We start from the raw sequence: 13,823 nt of genomic DNA, 5'->3' as shown, positions 1-13,823 counted from the left end.
GCCGACGCACTGGCCGACGAAGTAGTTGGCGAGCGCGCGGGCGCCGGGGTTTCCGGACTCGGCCACCTTGGTGATCTGCCGCATCGCGCCCTCGGCGACGATCATCTGCAGCGGCATGCCGAGCGGGGCTGCGGATCATCGACGCGCTGAGCCTGGAGTGGGGCGTGCGGCCGGACGGGGAGCGGACGGTGGTGTGGATGCGGTTCCCCGGGCCGCCGCCCCTTCGGTTGGACTAGCGCCGGGTCGGCAGCTACGGCGGATTCATGCTGCTGGGCGGCCGGGCCGCCGACCTGCTGGGGCACCGGCGGATTCGCCACCGGGGGCTGGATGCTGCTGGCCGCGCGGTTCGTCACGGGCGTCGCCGCCGCGTTCATGGCGCCTGCCGGGCTGGCGCTGGTCACCTCCACCTTCCCCGAGGGCCCGGCGCGCACCCGGGCGCTCGGAGTGTACGCGGGGACGGCGGCGGGCGGGTTCTCGCTGGGCTTGGTCGCCGGCGGCGTGCTCGCGGTCGTCGCGGTCGAGCGGCGGTCGAGGTCGCCGCTGGTGCGGCTCGGCATCCTGCGGACGGTCCCGCTGGTGCGGGTGAACGTGGCCGCGCTGCTGTTCCTGGGTGCGTTCGCGGGCTTCCAGTTCCTCGCCACGGTGTCGAGGAGGGCGAGCACGGCCTGGCGGGCGGCCTGCTCTACACGTCCTTCCAGTTCGGGACGGCGCTCGGGCTGTCGGCCGTCACCGCCGTCAGCGTCGCCGCCGGCACGGGCCTGGACGCGCTGCGGACCGCCCTGGCCGTCCCGGCCGCGGCGGCGGCACTCGGCGCGGTCGTGATCGCGTTCGGCCTCCGTACACCCGCCGCCCCGGACGAAGCGTCCACCACCGGAAGCACGCACGCAGAGCCCGCCAAGACCGCCGCCTGAGCAGGAAGGGAAGAGCAGTGGCCACGAAAGCGACGTCGTTCGCCGAGATCAAGGACCAGTTCGACGCCTACATCGGCGACATCGTGTACGCGACCATGACCACCGTCGACGCCAAGGGGCGTCCCCGGTCAGTCCTCGCTCGTGATGCGGTTGAGGCGCTCCACGGCGTTCGCGAAGTCCTCGACCATGTCGTAGACGACCTGGCGGGCGGGCTTGACGGTGTTCATCAGGCCGACGCACTGGCCGACGAAGTAGTTGGCGAGCGCGCGGGCGCCGGGGTTTCCGGACTCGGCCACCTTGGTGATCTGCCGCATCGCGCCCTCGGCGACGATCATCTGCAGCGGCATGCCGAGCGGGCCGGGGGACGCGGGGCCCTCCCACTCCTCGGTCCAGGCGGAGCGCAGCTGCCGGGCGGGCTTGCCGGTGCGCGACCGCGACCGGATCGTGTCGCGGGACGTGGCGGCGAGCATCTTCTCCTTGACGGCCGGGGACGTCTCCGCCTCCTCCGTGGTGAGCCAGACCGAGCCGCACCAGACGCCGGACGCGCCGAGCGCGAGCGCGGCGGCCATCTGCCGGCCGGTGGCGATGCCGCCCGCCGCGAGGACGGGCACCGGCGCGACCGTGTCGACGACCTCGGGGACGAGCACCATCGTGGAGATCTCGCCGGTGTGCCCGCCGGCCTCGCCGCCCTGCGCGATGATCAGGTCGGCGCCGGCGGCGACCTGGCGGCGGGCGTGCTCGGACGTGCCGACCAGCGCGGCGACGGGGACGCCCGCCTCCCGGGCCTTGTCCACCATGAGCGGGGGAGGGGTGCCGAGGGCGCTGGCGATGAGCCCGATGGGGTGCGCGAGCGACACGTCGATCAGCTCGGTGGCGCCCTTCTTGGTGACCTGCGTGCCGCCGCGCGAGTTGGACCGCCTGGCCTTGTCGAAGTCGGGCAGCGGCACGTCGTACTTCTCGAACAGGCCGGTGAGGAACGTCCAGTGCTCGTCCGGGACCGCGGCGAGCATGGCGTCGAGGCCGCCGCCGCTCTCCGCCGCCTTGTCGATCTTGCCGGGGACCAGCACGTCCACCCCGTAGGGGCGGCCGTGGACGTGGTCGTCGATCCAGCGCAGCTCCTCCTCCAGCCGCTCGGGGGTGTAGGCGACGGCCCCGAGGACGCCGAAGCCGCCGGCGTTGGTGACGGCGGCGACGACGTCGCGGCAGTGGCTGAAGGCGAACAGCGGGAACTCGATGCCGAACCGTTCGCAGACCTCGGTGTTCATGCCCCGACGCTAATGGACCGAACGTCATTCGGTCCAGTGCCCGCTGGGCCCGGGAGGCCGGTGCCGGTCAGGGCCGGAACAGGATGTAGGACTCGCCCTCCGCCGGATGCTCGAACACGGCCCGCAGCGGCAGCCCCTCGCGCAGGTCCGCCCGCGCCACGCCGTCCAGCCGGGCGTGCAGCCACGGCCCCTCGGCCAGCTCGACCAGCGCCAGGAAGGCGGGCGGGTCCTTGGGCAGGACGGTCCAGGTCACCAGGGTCGCGGCGCCGCTCGCCTCGGCCCAGCCGAGGTCCTCCTCGCCGCACCCGGGGCAGCCGGCGGCGTCCGGCGCGAACCACCGGTCGCACGCCTCGCAGCGCTTGATCACGAGGCGGTCGGACGCGGTGCCGTCGAAGAACGGGTCGGTGCGCCCGTCCCGCCGCAGAACGCCGATCTCCATCGGCTAGGCCCCCTTCCGGTGCGGGCTGACGATCAGCGTGGAGTGGTGGTCGAGGATGCCGCCGTTCCCGCTGACGAGGATCACGTCGGCGGCCGGCGCCTGCCGCTCCCCGCCGTCCCCGCGCGCCTGGATCACGGCCTCCGACAGCGGCGTCATGCCCCACATGTAGTACGCCGACAGCTGCCCGCCGCCGGTGTTGGTCGGCAGCGACCCGCCCGGCCCGAGCGCGCCGGACGCGGCGAACGCGCCGCCCTCGCCCTTGGCGCAGAACCCGTAGTCCTCCAGCGACACCAGGACCGTGTAGGTGTAGCAGTCGTACAGCTCGCACACGTCCACGTCGGACGGGGTGATCCCGGCCATCTTCATCGCCGTCGCCCCGGAGGAGGCCGCGCCGGTCGTCAGGCCGAAGTCGCTGCCGCGCTCCTTGCGGTGCCCGGGGTGCCCCTGCCCCCAGCCCCACAGGTGGACGGGCGGCCGGGCCAGGTCGCGGGCCCGGTCGTCGCTCGTCACGATGACCGCGACGGCGCCGTTGGAGACCAGGCAGCAGTCCAGCAGGTGCAGCGGCTCGGACACCCACCGCGAGTTCTGGTGGTCCGCCAGCGTGATCGGGTCGCGCATCTGCGCGAGCGGGTTGCGCGACGCCCACTCCCGCGTCGCCACCGCGATCGCGCCGAGCTGCTCGCTGGTCGTCCCGTACCGGGCCATGTGGCGCTGCGCGGCGAGCGCGTAGTAGGAGTTGACGCTGCGCAGCCCGAGCGCCGCCGTCATCCCGCCGAACCCGTACCACTCGCGCGCGTCGCGGTTGTAGGCCGAGCCCGCCGACTGCTTCGGTTTGAGCGGCGCGTCCGCGAACACGCACGCCACGGTGGTCGCGGTGCCGCTGAGCACGGCCGACGCCGCGTACGACACCATCGCCCCGGCCGTCGCGCCGAACGCGTTGACCTGCGACAGCAGCCGCAGGTCGCGCAGCCCGAGGGTGCCGGCCAGCTCGATGCCGGGGGAGCCGCCCATGCCGTGGCTGACCAGCAGCCCGTCCAGGTCGCCGAGCGCCAGGCCCGCGTCGGCGGCGGCGAGCCGCACCGCGTCCGCGGCCAGCCGCCGCGGGCTGCGCCCGTACACCCTGCCGAGCTCGGTCATCCCGAGCCCGGCGATCGAAGTGCCCCTCGAAGTGCCCATCGCCTCGCTCTCCTCGTCCGTAAGTGCCACCGTACAGAACGACGTTCGGTATGGAACGGGGCGGGGTGATCAGGAGCGGGCGCGGAACGCGCCCCGGTACGCCAGCGGGGACGCGCCGACCTGCCGGGCGAAATGGGCGCGCAGCGTCACCGGCGAGCCGAACCCGGCCTCGGCCGCGACCCGCTCGACCGGCAGGTCCGTGCTCTCCAGGAGCTGCTGCGCCCGGTGCACGCGGGCGCGCGCGAGCCACTGCCGCGGCGTCGTCCCCGCCTGCTCGCGGAACCGCCGGGTCAGCGTCCGGACGCTCACCGACGCCTGCCGCGCGATGTCGTCCAGCGTCAGCGGCCGGTGCAGGTTGGCCTCCAGCCAGGCCAGCGTCGGCTGGAGCGCGGCGCCCCCGTCCGGCGGGTCCTCGTGCCGGATGAACTGCGCCTGGCCGCCGTCCCGCTGCGGCGGCATCACGATCCGGCGGGCGGTGCGCGCCGCCGTCGCCGAGCCGTGGTCGCGGCGGACGAGGTGCAGGCACAGGTCGATCCCGGCCGCGACGCCCGCCGAGGTGAGGACCTGCCCGCCGTCCACGTACAGCACCGACGGATCGACCTCGACCGCCGGGAACCGCCGGGCCATCGCCCCGGCGTACCGCCAGTGCGTGGTGGCGCGGCGGCCGTCCAGCAGCCCGGCCGCGGCCAGCACGAACGCGCCGACGCAGATCGAGGCGATCCGCGCCCCGCGCCCGGCCGCGCCGCGCAGCGCGTCCAGGACCTCGGCGGGCGGGTCGGACCGCACGTCCTCGTGCCCGGGGACGACGACCGTGTCGGCGGCGGCGAGCGCGTCCAGGCCGAACGGGGCGTCCACCCGCATCCGCCCCAGCGCCGCGGACGTCGCCGCGCCGTCCGGCGGCGTGCACACCCGCGTCTCGTAGAGCGGACCGCCCCCGGACGCGGTGGTCACGCCGAACACCTGGCCCGGGACGGCGAGGTCGAACGCCACGACACCGTCCAGCGCGAGCACCGCCACCACATGCATGGCCAGAACGTAGCGCATATCGGCAATCCGGACACTGGCCGGGCCACCGCCCGGCGTCGGACGATCAGTGCCGTTCCCAGCGACAGCTAAGAAGGAGTCTTCGTGTCCGACCATTTCGCCGAGTTCGCACTGCCCGACACCGACCTGACCCGCATGGCCTACGACCTGGTGTTCGCGACGGCGCCCGCCCCGCTCGCCAACCACAGCGTCCGCACCTACCTGTTCGGCCGCGCGCTCGGGGAGGCGCGGGGCGTGCGGCCGGGCGCCGACTACGACGACGAGGTGCTGTTCCTCGCGGCCGTCCTGCACGACATGGGCCTCACCGAGCAGGGCGACGGCGGCGGGCGCTTCGAAGTGGACGGCGCCGACACCGCCGCCCGGTTCCTCACCGAGCACGGCCTGGACGGCGAGCGGGCCCGCGTCGTCTGGGAGGCCATCGCCCTGCACACCAGCAGGGGAATCGCCGAACGGATGCGCCCCGAGATCGCCCTCACCCACGCCGGCAGCGGCGCCGACGTCGTCGGCATGGGCGCGGACGCCCTCCCGGGCGGCCTCGCCGACCGCGCGCACACCGCGTTCCCGCGCCTCGCACCGGGCGCCGGCCTCACCGAGACCATGGTCGAGCAGATCGCCCGCGAGCCCGCCAAGGCCCCGCTCGGCAGCTTCCCGGCCGAGATCGCCCGCCAGTACGGCGCCGGCGCCCCCGCCCTCGACTGGGCGCGGCTCGTCGCCGGCGCCTGGCCCGGCGTCCGCTGAGACGGGCACCGCCGAGACGCTTCCGGCCGAAACGCGTACGGCCGAAACGAGTGCCGGCGAAACGAGTGCCGCCCGCGTCCCCGGGGCGACGGGGACGCGGGCGGCGGGCCGGAGATCCGCTCAGGACGCCAGGACGGCCTGGAGGAAGTCCCGGGTGCGCTGCTCGGACGGCTCGCCGAAGATCTGCTCCGGCGGGCCCTCCTCGACGATCTGGCCCTGGTCGAACATCAGGACCCGGTTGGAGATGTCCTTGGCGAAGGCCATCTCGTGCGTGACGCACAGCATCGTGAGGTCGCTCTGCCGCGCGATGTCGCGCAGCAGGTCCTGGACGCCGACGACGAGCTCGGGGTCCAGGGCGGAGGTGACCTCGTCCAGCAGCAGCACCTTCGGCTGCATGGCGAGCGCCCGCGCGATCGCCACCCGCTGCTGCTGGCCGCCCGACAGCTGGGTCGGGTGCGCGTTCTCCTTGTCGGCGAGGCCGACCATGTCGAGCAGGCCCTTGGCGCGCTCGACCGCCTCGTCCTTCGGCACCCCCAGCACCCGCACCGGCCCCTCGGTGAGGTTGCGCAGCACGTTCATGTTGGGGAACAGGTTGAACTGCTGGAACACCATGCCGACCTGCTTGCGCATCTCGTGCAGGTGCTTCTGGTTCGCCGGGACGCGCCTGCCGCCCCGCTCCATGTGCCAGAGCGTCTCGTCGCCGATCCAGATGAGGCCCTCGTCGAGCTTCTCCAGCGTCATCAGCAGCCGCAGGATCGTGGTCTTGCCCGAACCGCTCGGCCCGATCAGCGTCACGCGCTCGCCCGGCGCCACCGTGAAGTCCAGCTCGCGCAGGACCACGTTGGGGCCGAACCGCTTGACCACCTTCTCGAAGCGGATTCCGGGCGCGGCGCCGTGCGGCAGGTCCGCGGCGGGCACGCCCTCGGGCGCGGCGCCCTTCCCGGTGGAGGCGCCCTTCTCCAGGACGACGTCGGACGCGGTGTCTGCCGCTGCGTCCTTCGGCACTTCCGGTGTGTTAGGTGGTGGCATAACGCCTCTCCAAGCGGCGGACGAGTATCGAGGATATGACGCTGACGAGCACGAACAACAGGCCGACCATCGTGATCGGTTCCAGGAACTGCAGGCTCTGCGAACCGACCTTGTACGCCGAGAACAGCAGCTCCGCGACGTTGATGGCCAGCAGCATCGGCGAGTCCTTGAACATCGCGATCAGGTAGTTGCCGAGCGTCGGGATCACGCGGCGGATCGCCTGCGGCAGGATCACGTCCAGCCACACCCGCGACTTCGGCAGGTTCAGCGCGGTGCACGCCTCCCACTGCCCCTTCGGCACGTCCGCGATCCCGGCCCGGTACACCTCGGCGGTGTAGGTCGAGTAGTGGACCCCGAGCGTGATGATGCCCGCGGTCAGCGACCCGATCGTGATGCCCCAGGCGGGCAGCACGAAGAACACGAAGTACAGCTGCGGGATCAGCGGGGTCGACCTGATGAACTCGGTGATCCACCGGATCGTCTGGTTGAAGACCCTGCTCGGGGTGCGGCGCAGCAGCGTCCACACCAGCCCGAGGACGATCGCGATCACATAGCCGCCGAGCGTCGCGACGACCGTGTAGCGCAGCCCGCTCAGCAGGTCGGGGAGGATGTCCCCGGAGTACTGCCAGTCCCAGCTCATCAGCCGGCCACCCCCGCTCCGGGGGCGCCCGCCGCGACCGTCCCGAGGGACGGCTCAGCGGGCAGCCGGCGGCCGAGCATGCGGTCCACGCGGCGCTCGGCGTACCGGACGAACAGCTGCAGCACCTGCGCGATGACGAAGTACAGGACCAGCACCATCGTGAACGCCGCGACGGTCTCGCCGGTGCTGCCCTGGATGTTCTTCGACACGCGGGTCAGGTCGACGAGACCCACCAGCGACACGATCGCCGTCCCCTTCATCAGCTCGATGAGCAGGTTGCCGAACGGCGGCAGCATCAGCGCGAACGCCTGCGGCAGCAGCACGCGCCGCATCCGCTGGAGCGGGGTGAAGTTCAGCGCGATGGTGGCCTCGTACTGCGCCTTCGGGACGGCGTTGATCGAGCCGCGCACCACCTCCGCGCCGTAGGCGCCGACGTTGAGGCCGAGCGCCAGCACGGCCGCGAACATCGTGGTGAACCGCAGGCCGATGAGCGGGAGCGCGTAGAAGAACCAGAACAGCAGCACCAGCGTGGCGTTGCCGCGGAAGAACTCCACGTAGAACCGGTTCAGCACGCGCACCCACGCGTGGCGCGAGGTGCCCGCCATGCCGAACAGCAGGGCGAGCACCAGCGCCAGCGCGCCACCGAGAAGGGTGAGCCTGACCGTGACCCACGCGCCGTCCAGCCACTGGGGGTAGCTGTCGAGGACGTCGGACACGGGCGATCAGGCCTTGCAGAACTTGGCGGCGGTGTCGTCCGGACCCGGCATGTCGGCCTCGGCGAAGCCGAAGGGCTGCAGGATCGGCAGCAGCCCGTTCTGCTGCTTGAGCTTGTCGAGCTCGGTGTTCCAGGCGGTCAGCAGGTCGGAGTCGGCCTTGCGGAACGCGAACGCGCCCGCGCCGAACTGCTCCTTGCCGTCGATGACCGGGGTGAACGCCTCGGTGACCTCGAAGCCCTCGCCCTCGTGCTTGGACAGCAGGTCGGCCAGCGAGATGCGGGTCAGCCAGATGCAGTCGACACGGCCGGCCTTGAGGCCCTCGTAGGCGCTCGCCTGGTCGGCGTAGGTCTTGATGTCGCCCTTCTTCACGCCGCTCTTCTCGGCGTAGCCGGCCTCGACCGCGCCGGTGAGGACGCCGACCTTGACGCCCTTGGCCGCCGGGTCCTTCTCGTTCTTCAGCCCCTTCGGGTTGCCCTCCTTGACCATGAAGGCGCTCTTGGCGACGTACTCGGGGTTCGCGAAGGCCGCGGACGCGCACCGCTCCGGGTTGATGAACATGCCGGCGGCGATCGCGTCGAACCGCTTGGCGTTGAGCCCGGCGATGAGGCCGCCGAAGTCGACCTGCACGCCCTTGATCTCGTTGATGCCGAGGTTCTTGAAGATGACGCGGGCCAGCTCGGGCGCCTCGCCGGTCAGCTTCCCGGACTTGTCGGTGTAGCCGTACGGGGCCTCGTTGGCGAAGCCCACCGTGATCGTGCCGGAGTCCTTGGCCTTCTGCAGCGTGCCGCCGCCCGCCTTCTCCTTCTCCGGATCCGTCGTGGAGCAGCCCGCCGCGGCAAGCGGCGCCGCGGCGGACAGCAGCACGGCGGTGCGGAGGAAGTCTCGTCTCGAAGAAGTCATCGTTGAACTCCTGTCGGGTGTGCCACGCGCACGCGGGGGCCGGTGGTAAACGGCCCCCCGCGTGCGCGGGGCGAACGGTCGGGGTTATCGAATTGTTGTCAGCCGGTCAGTCGAGCACCGGGCTGAAATCGCGTGCGCCGATGAACGTCGGCCGGGGAGCGGGAGCCGAGAAGGGCTCGACGCACGTGTTCTCAACGCTGTTGAACACGATGAACACGTTGGAGCGCGGGAAGGGGGTGATGTTGCCGTTCGAGCCGTGCATGCAGTTGCAGTCGAACATGGTCGCGGAGCCCGCCGGGCCGGTGAACAGCTCGATTCCGTGCTTGTCCGCGAGAATCGACAGGCTGTTCGGGTCGGGCGTCCCGATCTCCTGGCCGCGCAGCGACTCCTTGTAGTGGTCGTCCGGGGTCTCCCCGACACAGGCCACGAAGGTCTTGTGCGAGCCAGGCATAATCATTAGCCCGCCATTGTGCACGAAATTCTCGGTGAGCGCTATGGATATGCTCACCGCGCGCATGCGCGGCATGCCGTCCTCGGCGTGCCAGGTCTCGAAGTCGGAGTGCCAGTAGAAGTCCTTGCCGGTGAAGCCCGGCTTGTAGTTGACCCGGCTCTGGTGCACATAGACGTCCGAGCCGAGGATCTGCCGGGCCCGGCCGACCACGCGGGGGTCGCGGACGAGGCCGGCGAACACCTCGCTGATCCGGTGGACCTCGAAGATGGAGCGGACCTCGTCGGAGCCGCGCTCGGTGACCGTGCGCTCGTCGGCCAGGACCTCCGGGTCCGAGGACAGCCGGCGCAGCTCGGCGCGGTAGTCCTCGACCTCCTCCGGCGCGAGCAGCTGGTCGACCGACAGGAAGCCGTTGGCCTCGAACGCGTCGAGGGTGGCGCCGTCGATGGGCCCGTCCTCGGGGCCGCCGTGCACGACCGGGTCCTGCCGGTACAGCAGCGCCGCCTCGGCGGCCTTCCGGGTGGGGTAGGCGTCGTCGATGGTCGGATGGGACTCGATGATGCTCATGCGTCCTCCTCAGTCAGCAGGGGGTAGACACCGTTCTCGTCATGGACCTCCCGGCCGGTGCAGGGCGGGTTGAAGACGCACACCGTCTTGACGTCCGTGTGCGCGCGCAGCGTGTGGTGCTCGTGGCCGTCGAGCAGGTACATCACGCCGGGCCTGATGTCGTGCTTCTCACCGGTCTCGTCGTTGGTGAGCTCGCCCTGGCCCTCGATGCAGTAGACGGCCTCGATGTGGTTGGCGTACCACATCTTCGTCTCGGTCCCCGCGTACAGGATCGTCTCGTGCAGCGAGAATCCGACGCCCTCCTTGGCGAGCACGAACCGGCGGCTGCACCAGGTCGGCGCCTGCACGTCGCGCTCGGTGCCGACGATCTCGTCAAGGGAACGAACGATCATGAAACTCCTCTTTCCAGTGGTGCCGGGGGCGCGGCGGTGGTTCCGGGTGCGTGCTGGGCGCTGCGGCGCGGGTCAGACCGCGACCTTCGTGCGGACGGCCTCGACCGAGTCCGCGATGATCTCCAGGCCGCGGGCCAGCTCGGCCTCGGTCGTGGTGAGCGGCGGCAGCAGCTTGACGACCTCGCCCTCGGGGCCGGAGGTCTCCATCAGCAGGCCGCGGGCGAACGCCTCGGCGCACACCTTCGGGGCCGTCTCGGGGTCCTTCATCACCAGGCCCCACGCGAGGCCCCGGCCGCGGACGGAGTCGACCGCGCCGGCGTGCGAGAGCGCGATGTCCTGCAGCGCGCGCTCGACCTGCTGGCCCTTGGCGAGGGTCTGCTTCTCCATGTCGTCGCCGGTCCAGTAGTCCTCCAGCGCGGCGACGGCGGTGACGAACGCGGGGTTGAAGCCGCGGAAGGTGCCGTTGTGCTCGCCCGGGTCCCACACGTCCAGCTCCCGCTTCATGAGCGTGACCGCGAACGGCAGCCCGTAGCCGCTGAGCGACTTGGACAGGCAGACGATGTCCGGGGTGATCCCGGCCTCCTCGAAGCTGAAGAACGGGCCGGTGCGGCCGCAGCCCATCTGGACGTCGTCGACGATGAGCAGGATGTCGTGCCGGCGGCACAGGTCCTGCAGGCCGCGCAGCCACTCGGCGGTGGCGACGTTGATGCCGCCCTCGCCCTGCACGGTCTCGACGATGACGGCGGCGGGCTTGTCCAGGCCGCTGCCGCTGTCGTCGAGCATCGTGTCGAACAGCAGGAAGTCCGGGGTGCGGCCGTCCAGGTAGTTGTCGTACGGCATGGCCACGCCGTGGCCGAGCGGCACGCCGGCGCCGGTGCGCTTCATCGAGTTGCCGGTGACGGCGAGCGCGCCGAGCGTCATCCCGTGGAAGGCGTTGGTGAAGCTCACGACGGTCTCGCGGCCGGTGTACTTCCGCGCGAGTTTCAGCGCCGCCTCGACCGAGTTGTTGCCCGCCGGGCCCGGGAACTGGACCTTGTAGTCCAGCCCCCGCGGCTGCAGGACGTACTCGCTGAATCGTTCCAGGAACTCCCGTTTCGCGGCGGTGTACATGTCGAGGCTGTGCACGATGGAGTCACTGGCGAGATAGTCCAGCAGCCGGCGTTTCAGCTGCGGGTTGTTGTGCCCGTAGTTGAGGGTGCCGGCACCGGCGAAGAAATCGAGGTACGTTTTACCGTTCTCGTCGGTCATGTGGCTGCCCTGTGCGGTGGTGAACACCGTGGGCCACCCTCGGCAGTAGCCGCGGACTTCCGATTCCAGGCGGGCGAAAGCGTCCATGTCTGCCTCCCAGGCAGTCGGAGTGGGGGAGCGGATGGGGGGTGGAGTGGGTCAGTTCGCGGCGGCGATCGGGCCGATCCTGAAGAGCACCTCGGGCTCGTGTCCCCCATCGGGGAAGTGCTCCGCGCCGAACAGCGGGCTGCGGGCGACCTCGCACCCGCGGTCCCGGGCGAACGATTCGAACATCGCGGTGGAAGCGGTGTTGTCCGGGGTCACCGTGGCCTCCATGTACCGGTGCCCGCGCGGCGCGAGCCGGTCGGCGAGGCGGTCCAGCATGCGGCGGGCCAGGCCCTGGCCGCGGTGCTCGCGGTCGACGGCGACCTGCCACACGAAGAACGTGTCCGGCCGGGACGGGCGGACGTAGCCGGTGATGAATCCGCACGGGCCGGCGCCGTCGCGCGCCACCACGGAAGTGTCCGCGAAATCGCGGCACCAAAGCGTGTAACTGTACGGCGAGTTGACGTCCAGGACCTGTGAGTCCCGGGCGATCCGCCACAGCCGCGGGCCATCGGAGAGGCTCGGCTCCTGGAGTTGCACTTCCGCGTTCGTCTCGTTCGCGTCCGGGCGTCGGGTCGGTGATTCCAGGGGTTGCGCTGCCATGTCCAGGCAACTTAGCGAATCTCGCGCCGTGATCGCAGAGGAATGTTATCGGCGGGATGTTTAGCCGCGCATCGCGCTGGGTAGGGTTAAGGGCTTTGCCGAATTCGGTGCAATTCGAATGGGCGCCGCGCGGGCGGTGGTCGGCCTTTCCCGCTGATACGCAGGAGGTACTGCCGAACTGATCGCGGAAGCACCCAGGACGCTTCCTGAACGTCAGCTTAATGTTCCGGCGTCGCCCCGGGAGGGGTTTTGTGTATCGGTTGTGTGAGGTAAGTCACTCAGATTCGGTGTCAACGCGCGGGGTGCGGCGGGCGTCACGTCGCATCGCCGGAGGTCGTCCGGTCGCGGGCGTTCTGGGGCGGATGGGGACCACGGCGTTGGGGCGGGCCCTGGGAGGCCGCACCTGGTTGCCTTCAAGGGGCAGGATCACTGACCACGCGGTAAGGAGTGGGTTGCCGATGAGTAAGAAATCGCGGGTTTCGGACTGAGGAGGCGCCGGCCGGGGCCCGCCATGGGGAGCCGACCCCGGCCGCATATCGGCCCGGTTGACTGCCACGTTAGGGAGTGGCCGCTTCTCGCGGGGCCGTCGTGCCGTTCTTTTTGCCGGGCAAGCCGCTATCTTGACCGGCTCATTTCGTTCTAAACCGTGTCTTTACCGTGCCGCGGCGAAGCGGTCGGTCGCCTCGATCAGCCGGTGCAGGATTCCCGGCTCGCTGAACGCGTGGCCCGCGTCGTCCACGAGGTGGAAGTCGGCCTCCGGCCACGCGCGGTGCAGGTCCCACGCCGTCGCCGCCGGCGTGCACACGTCGTAGCGGCCCTGCACGATCACCGCCGGGATGTGGCGGATCTTGTCCACGTCCCGGATCAGCTGCTCGTCCTCGAAGAACCCCTCGTTGACGAAGTAGTGGTTCTCGATGCGCGCGAACGCCACCGCGTAGTCCGGCTCGCCGAACCCCGCCGCCAGCTCCGCGTCGGGGCGCAGCGTGATCGTCGAGCCCTCCCAGGTCGCCCACGCCTTCGCCGCCGCGACCCGCACCTGCCGGTCGGGGGAGTTGAGCCGCTCGTTGAACGCCGAGATGAGGTCCTCCCGCTCGTCCTCGGGGATCGGCTCGACGTACTTCTCCCACAGGTCGGGGAACAGCAGGGACGCGCCTTCTTGGTAGAACCAGTACAACTCGAACGGGCGCAGGGTGAAGATGCCGCGCAGCACCAGCTCGCTCACCCGGTCCGGATGGGTCTGGGCGTAGGCCAGCGACAGCGCGCTGCCCCAGCTCCCGCCGAACACCAGCCAGCGGTCGATGCCGAGGTGCTCGCGCAGCCGCTCCATGTCCGCGACGAGGTTCCAGGTGGTGTTCGCCTCCAGCGACACCTCCGGGTCCTTCGCGTGCGGCACGCTGCGCCCGCAGTTGCGCTGGTCGAACAGGACGATCCGGTACGCCTCCGGGTCGAACTGCCGGCGGTGCGCCGGGCTGCACCCGGCCCCCGGGCCGCCGTGGACCATGACCGCGGGCTTGCCGTCCGGGTTCCCGCAGACCTCCCAGTAGATCTCGTCGCCGTCGCCGACGTCGAGCAGCCCGGAGTCGTACGGCTCGATCGGCGGATACAGGGTGCGAAGCTCCATGA

15 protein-coding genes are annotated in these 13,823 nt (G+C 71.1%); 2 read left to right on the top strand and 13 right to left on the bottom strand.

From position 1 onward, the window contains the following. Positions 1-327 precede the first annotated feature (327 nt). On the top strand, positions 328-822 hold the full coding sequence (locus ETD96_RS29080; protein ID WP_205719504.1) for a hypothetical protein: 495 nt from the start codon (positions 328-330) through the stop codon (positions 820-822). Between the two features lie 217 nt (positions 823-1,039). Here ETD96_RS29080 and ETD96_RS29070 read toward each other — a convergent pair whose 3' ends face one another. From ETD96_RS29070 to ETD96_RS29055, 4 genes are all read right to left on the bottom strand, one after another. Then, entirely contained in the window at positions 1,040-2,176 is a 1,137-nt protein-coding gene (locus ETD96_RS29070) for an NAD(P)H-dependent flavin oxidoreductase (RefSeq protein ID WP_138639686.1), read from the bottom strand. A 67-nt stretch (positions 2,177-2,243) separates the two neighbouring features. After that, a complete protein-coding gene (locus ETD96_RS29065) occupies positions 2,244-2,615 on the bottom strand; it encodes a Zn-ribbon domain-containing OB-fold protein (protein WP_138639685.1) in 372 nt (123 codons plus the stop codon). Between the two features lie 3 nt (positions 2,616-2,618). After that, complete coding sequence (locus ETD96_RS29060; RefSeq protein WP_138639684.1) at positions 2,619-3,791, bottom strand: thiolase family protein; 1,173 nt, start codon at positions 3,789-3,791, stop codon at positions 2,619-2,621. A 69-nt stretch (positions 3,792-3,860) separates the two neighbouring features. Next, complete coding sequence (locus tag ETD96_RS29055; RefSeq protein WP_138639683.1) at positions 3,861-4,817, bottom strand: GlxA family transcriptional regulator; 957 nt, start codon at positions 4,815-4,817, stop codon at positions 3,861-3,863. Positions 4,818-4,919: 102 nt separating this feature from the next. Here ETD96_RS29055 and ETD96_RS29050 point away from each other — a divergent pair, with 102 nt between their 5' ends. Beyond that, positions 4,920-5,573, top strand: coding sequence for an HD domain-containing protein (locus ETD96_RS29050; RefSeq protein ID WP_138639682.1), 654 nt, complete (start codon positions 4,920-4,922; stop codon positions 5,571-5,573). A 120-nt stretch (positions 5,574-5,693) separates the two neighbouring features. Here the strand turns inward: ETD96_RS29050 and ehuA are convergent, their stop codons facing one another. The 9 genes from ehuA to pip form a co-directional block, all read right to left on the bottom strand. Continuing rightward, positions 5,694-6,476: an ectoine/hydroxyectoine ABC transporter ATP-binding protein EhuA gene (gene ehuA / locus ETD96_RS29045; RefSeq protein ID WP_386869065.1), complete on the bottom strand. Its 783-nt coding sequence runs from the start codon at positions 6,474-6,476 to the stop codon at positions 5,694-5,696. Between the two features lie 112 nt (positions 6,477-6,588). Further along, positions 6,589-7,242 carry an ectoine/hydroxyectoine ABC transporter permease subunit EhuD gene (ehuD, locus tag ETD96_RS29040; RefSeq protein ID WP_171069284.1) on the bottom strand — a complete coding sequence of 218 codons (654 nt, stop codon included), beginning with the start codon at positions 7,240-7,242 and terminating at the stop codon, positions 6,589-6,591. Continuing rightward, positions 7,242-7,958: an ectoine/hydroxyectoine ABC transporter permease subunit EhuC gene (gene ehuC / locus ETD96_RS29035; RefSeq protein WP_138639679.1), complete on the bottom strand. Its 717-nt coding sequence runs from the start codon at positions 7,956-7,958 to the stop codon at positions 7,242-7,244. The genes ehuD and ehuC overlap by 1 nt, the downstream gene beginning before the upstream one ends. A 6-nt stretch (positions 7,959-7,964) precedes the next feature. Next, entirely contained in the window at positions 7,965-8,858 is an 894-nt protein-coding gene (gene ehuB / locus ETD96_RS29030; RefSeq protein ID WP_089329146.1) for an ectoine/hydroxyectoine ABC transporter substrate-binding protein EhuB, read from the bottom strand. A 106-nt stretch (positions 8,859-8,964) separates the two neighbouring features. Next, positions 8,965-9,873, bottom strand: coding sequence for an ectoine hydroxylase (gene thpD / locus ETD96_RS29025; RefSeq protein WP_138639678.1), 909 nt, complete (start codon positions 9,871-9,873; stop codon positions 8,965-8,967). Beyond that, entirely contained in the window at positions 9,870-10,265 is a 396-nt protein-coding gene (locus ETD96_RS29020) for an ectoine synthase (RefSeq protein ID WP_089329148.1), read from the bottom strand. Before ETD96_RS29020 ends, thpD begins: the two co-directional genes overlap by 4 nt. Before the next feature lie 72 nt (positions 10,266-10,337). Continuing rightward, positions 10,338-11,600 carry a diaminobutyrate--2-oxoglutarate transaminase gene (ectB, locus tag ETD96_RS29015; protein WP_138639677.1) on the bottom strand — a complete coding sequence of 421 codons (1,263 nt, stop codon included), beginning with the start codon at positions 11,598-11,600 and terminating at the stop codon, positions 10,338-10,340. 51 nt (positions 11,601-11,651) lie between these two features. After that, the gene (gene ectA, locus ETD96_RS29010; RefSeq protein WP_138639676.1) at positions 11,652-12,200 is read right to left on the bottom strand and encodes a diaminobutyrate acetyltransferase; all 549 of its coding nucleotides are present in this window, start codon (positions 12,198-12,200) and stop codon (positions 11,652-11,654) included. Positions 12,201-12,852: 652 nt separating this feature from the next. Next, positions 12,853-13,821 (bottom strand): prolyl aminopeptidase, encoded by a 969-nt coding sequence (pip, locus tag ETD96_RS29005; protein WP_138639675.1) that lies wholly within the window; start codon positions 13,819-13,821, stop codon positions 12,853-12,855. Between the last annotated feature and the right edge of the window lie 2 nt (positions 13,822-13,823).

Origin of the sequence: Actinomadura geliboluensis, from assembly GCF_005889745.1 — a bacterium.
GTDB classification, from domain to species: Bacteria; Actinomycetota; Actinomycetes; order Streptosporangiales; family Streptosporangiaceae; genus Spirillospora; species Spirillospora geliboluensis.
The sequence above is the reverse complement of the archived record's forward strand: the minus strand, read 5'-3'. Positions and strand labels throughout refer to the sequence as shown.

What these genes read in the sequence shown, in the direction of transcription:
- ETD96_RS29080 (WP_205719504.1), top strand. Translation starts at nt 328, where the DNA reads ATGCTGCTGGCCGCGCGGTTCGTCACGGGCGTCGCCGCCGCGTTCATG.
- ETD96_RS29070 (WP_138639686.1), bottom strand. Translation starts at nt 2,176, where the DNA reads ATGAACACCGAGGTCTGCGAACGGTTCGGCATCGAGTTCCCGCTGTTC.
- ETD96_RS29065 (WP_138639685.1), bottom strand. Translation starts at nt 2,615, where the DNA reads ATGGAGATCGGCGTTCTGCGGCGGGACGGGCGCACCGACCCGTTCTTC.
- ETD96_RS29060 (WP_138639684.1), bottom strand. Translation starts at nt 3,791, where the DNA reads ATGGGCACTTCGAGGGGCACTTCGATCGCCGGGCTCGGGATGACCGAG.
- ETD96_RS29055 (WP_138639683.1), bottom strand. Translation starts at nt 4,817, where the DNA reads ATGCATGTGGTGGCGGTGCTCGCGCTGGACGGTGTCGTGGCGTTCGAC.
- ehuD (WP_171069284.1), bottom strand. Translation starts at nt 7,242, where the DNA reads ATGAGCTGGGACTGGCAGTACTCCGGGGACATCCTCCCCGACCTGCTG.
- ehuB (WP_089329146.1), bottom strand. Translation starts at nt 8,858, where the DNA reads ATGACTTCTTCGAGACGAGACTTCCTCCGCACCGCCGTGCTGCTGTCC.
- thpD (WP_138639678.1), bottom strand. Translation starts at nt 9,873, where the DNA reads ATGAGCATCATCGAGTCCCATCCGACCATCGACGACGCCTACCCCACC.
- ETD96_RS29020 (WP_089329148.1), bottom strand. Translation starts at nt 10,265, where the DNA reads ATGATCGTTCGTTCCCTTGACGAGATCGTCGGCACCGAGCGCGACGTG.
- ectB (WP_138639677.1), bottom strand. Translation starts at nt 11,600, where the DNA reads ATGGACGCTTTCGCCCGCCTGGAATCGGAAGTCCGCGGCTACTGCCGA.
- ectA (WP_138639676.1), bottom strand. Translation starts at nt 12,200, where the DNA reads ATGGCAGCGCAACCCCTGGAATCACCGACCCGACGCCCGGACGCGAAC.
- pip (WP_138639675.1), bottom strand. Translation starts at nt 13,821, where the DNA reads ATGGAGCTTCGCACCCTGTATCCGCCGATCGAGCCGTACGACTCCGGG.